Origin of the sequence: Trichocoleus sp. DQ-U1 (genome assembly GCF_039961925.1) — a bacterium.
Lineage (GTDB): Bacteria > Cyanobacteriota > Cyanobacteriia > Cyanobacteriales > FACHB-T130 > FACHB-T130.
On the sequence record NZ_JAMPKB010000167.1, the window covers coordinates 1 to 3,199 of the forward strand.

The window sequence follows — 3,199 nt, forward strand, 5'->3', positions numbered from 1 at the left end:
TCGTTTACTCTGGCTATATTTTGGGGATAATTCACTGCCTAATCCTAAACCAGAACACGATTCAATTCACGTCATTACTAGCGCTTACCGTCCCCCACTCGCGGTTGTGGCACTAGCTCGTAAGCAGTTTAAGAAGCCGGTTGAACTACTCGCTACAAAACCAATTTATGAAAATTGGAAGCCTGGAGGAGAAGACCGACCGGGTTATTGGGAAACTACATTTTTCGGCAACACTTATCAGATGGGTAGTATAGCCGGCGAGTTTAGCGATGGTGATGTTGGCCCTTTCAAATTGATGGCTGAAGATTCTAAGCGAGGGGTTGATTATTTTGTCGTTAACACGGGCGACGACAGAATGAAGTCCGGGAAAAATCCAGGCGATCAAATAGGACAATACCGCAACTTGGCGCTTTGGCTACGACCTGCTTCTGATAAATCCTTTTTCTTTCAGCTACCTAAAACAGCGAAATTAGAAATAGAAGACAAGCTTTGGTTTATTAAATTAGAAAAAACTTGGTTAGCCATTCATCCAATTAATCTTAATTCTTCTACTACTGAAGTTAAAATTCAAGATAAGAAAGCAGCGCAGCTTTATCAAGATGAAAAGATATTAAAAGTAACCACGACAGACAATCAATATGCTGGCTTTGCTCTAGAAGTAGGCGAAGCAAAAACGACGGGTAGTTATGAAAATTTTAAAAAAGCTGTAAAGACTAAGACTCAGCTAGATTTAAGCTTAATCGTAACGGGCACCGTGCAGCTCAAAGGAACAACTGGCGATACTCTCAAAATCACACATAATTCTAAGAACGAGCTACCAATTCTTATCCGGAACGGCGTCCAGCATAACTGGTTTGAAAATTTTGAACTCTACAAGTCGCCTGAAGGGAATAGCCCTATTTCTCTTGGCTGGAAAACAGGAAAACTTCGTGTTGAAGCGGGTGGTTCAGTGTTTGAAGAGACTGTTTCAAAGGATGGGAAGGTGAGTTTTTAATTATTTTTTAAACGCAAAGGTACGCGAAGGTTCACGCAAAGGTTCGCAAAGTTAAAAATTTTTCTGTGCTTCTGTGCGATTAACTTTGTTTGTCATACTTTACGCTCTGTAACTAGGGTAAGGCTAATCCATTCCCCTTTATCGCTATAGCGGCGAATCATTCGCTGACGCAAATCAGGCTTCAATAACCAACCTACTTCTAGAACAAAAGATTGACCCGTTTTTACTTGCAGCGGACAATTGGAAGAGGCACCATCCGGTAAGAACAACACTTGAACGGGTAGGGAACCTTGCTCAAAGCGGAGAATGTTACCGTTCATTCTTGCAGTTGAGGTAAAAGTACGATTGCCAAAGCTCAATTGCTGAATTACGTTTCCACTCTCTTCATAATCAACTTTGAGTGTAGTGAAATAAGTATCGGGTGAGCGATAATCTGGATAGATTGTTACTGCTTCTCCCTGCCATTCTCCTATCAGTTGATCTAGGGTTAAATGCGGTCGTTCCGGAACATCTGAACCAGCTAGCTTTTCTCGAATTAAGGTAATTTTATCTAATTGGCTATCTCGATTAAATATCTGCACGAGACGCAGACGCCGGTTGCCGTCAATTAAGCCAAGTTCAGCTCCAAATTCGGAAAAAGGAGCGAGTTGAATCGAACCTTGGGAAAAAGCTCCATTTTCAAAAAATAGAACGCTTTTTCCTAAGGAACTATATTCGAGAACTTTCTCGTCTGGGGGTTGACCAGGTGGTAAGCGGCGAATGATTTGGCAAATCGTTTGGTTATTATCCAAACCTTCCAGGGAAACAACGGTAGGAGTGTCTTCCAGTAATTCTCCCGTGGGGGAGAGACGGGTAAATGAACCTTGCCATTCTCCTAAATTTTGCAGCAAACGTTCCCATTGTGATGCCATAAAAATTTTTAATTTTTAGTTTTGATTTTTGAGTTTTAACTGCCAACTATCGCAAAGCAAAGCGGCGGACAGCAAACAAACTTCCCATTAAGCCGACTGAACCGCCTAAACAAAGCAAAATCAGCGGCAACATTAAAACTTGGAGAGGGCTTAATTGCAGTCCGTTCGCCAGAAATTGAATAAAATCGGGTTGGGCTGATAACAAATTGCTCAAAGTCCGCTGAATCGTGCTAATCAGAACCCAAGCGATCGCTGCCCCAACTAAACCAAAGCTAATGCCTTGTAATATAAACGGTAGATAAATCCAAGCTGTTGTTGCTCCCACCAGTTGCATAATCTCGATCTCGCGCCGTCGCGCCATCACAATCAGGCGAATCGTTGTGGTAATTACTGCAACTGCGGTCATCGTTAGGACAGTAGTGATCGTAAGACTGACATAGCTCAAACCTTTATTGAGCTGAGCCAGCCGTTGTACCGCCTCATCGACATACTGCACGTCATCTACTCCTGGCACTTTTCCCAGCTTCTGCGCTAAGACAGGTACTGCCTCAGAAGTCCGCGCTTTTACTTTTAGTTCATCCACCAGAGGATTCCCTTCGAGTTGCTGGGTGGCACCATCAATCTCTGACATTCCCAGCTCTTTGACCAAGGATTCCCAAGCTTGCTCTTTGGAAATAGTTTTTACATCGACCACTTCTGGCATTTTTCCCACGATTGGGGCAACAAGTTCCACCCGCGCTCCGGGATCTAAATATACAGATACTTCCAACTGGCTGCCGAATTGAGTCAGCAAACGCTCAAGCTGCCAAGATGCCTGTAAACTCATGCCGAATAAAAACAGCAAAACAGTAACGGTACTGATTGCCGCCCAATTCATCCAACCTCCGCGCCGCAATCCTAGGAAGGTTTCGCGCAGCAGGTAATCTAATTTACTTAGAAATTTAAACACGAATTTCCTCCTCAACCACAGGCATCATCAGAGAGTTTATAGCACGGACGTTCGATTCTTTGAAGAGTAGATTTTAGAGCTGCATTAGATTCTACTCTCCCGAACGGCTCCCGCTTGCCTTGAAAACCCAATATGTTGTAGTATTTGTAGTATAAATAGTTAATAATTATGCTTAAGTTATGAATCAGTATCGCTTCAAACGGTCATTCTCTACTGACTCCAGTTTAAGTAATACAGCAGATTGCAAGTTCATGAAGTACAGTAGCAGCAGTTTGTGAACCAGTTGCGTAGGTGTTTTGGATTGACTAAATCAAGTGCAGTAGCAAGCAAAGTATCAACCATTTT

2 protein-coding genes and 1 pseudogene are annotated in these 3,199 nt (G+C 42.8%); 1 reads left to right on the forward strand and 2 read right to left on the reverse strand.

Annotated elements, in window-relative coordinates:
* Positions 1 to 994: pseudogene (locus NDI34_RS27970) on the forward strand (hypothetical protein); the annotation flags it as partial.
* 92 nt (positions 995 to 1,086) lie between these two features.
* On the opposite strand, the gene NDI34_RS27975 reads toward NDI34_RS27970, so the two are convergent.
* Together NDI34_RS27975 and NDI34_RS27980 are read right to left on the reverse strand one after the other, a co-directional pair.
* On the reverse strand, positions 1,087 to 1,905 hold the full coding sequence (locus NDI34_RS27975) for a DUF3598 family protein (RefSeq protein WP_348234477.1): 819 nt from the start codon (positions 1,903 to 1,905) through the stop codon (positions 1,087 to 1,089).
* A 46-nt stretch (positions 1,906 to 1,951) separates the two neighbouring features.
* Entirely contained in the window at positions 1,952 to 2,854 is a 903-nt protein-coding gene (locus NDI34_RS27980) for a permease-like cell division protein FtsX (RefSeq protein WP_190430636.1), read from the reverse strand.
* Positions 2,855 to 3,199 lie beyond the last annotated feature (345 nt).

What these genes read in the sequence shown, in the direction of transcription:
- NDI34_RS27975 (WP_348234477.1), bottom strand. Translation starts at nt 1,905, where the DNA reads ATGGCATCACAATGGGAACGTTTGCTGCAAAATTTAGGAGAATGGCAA.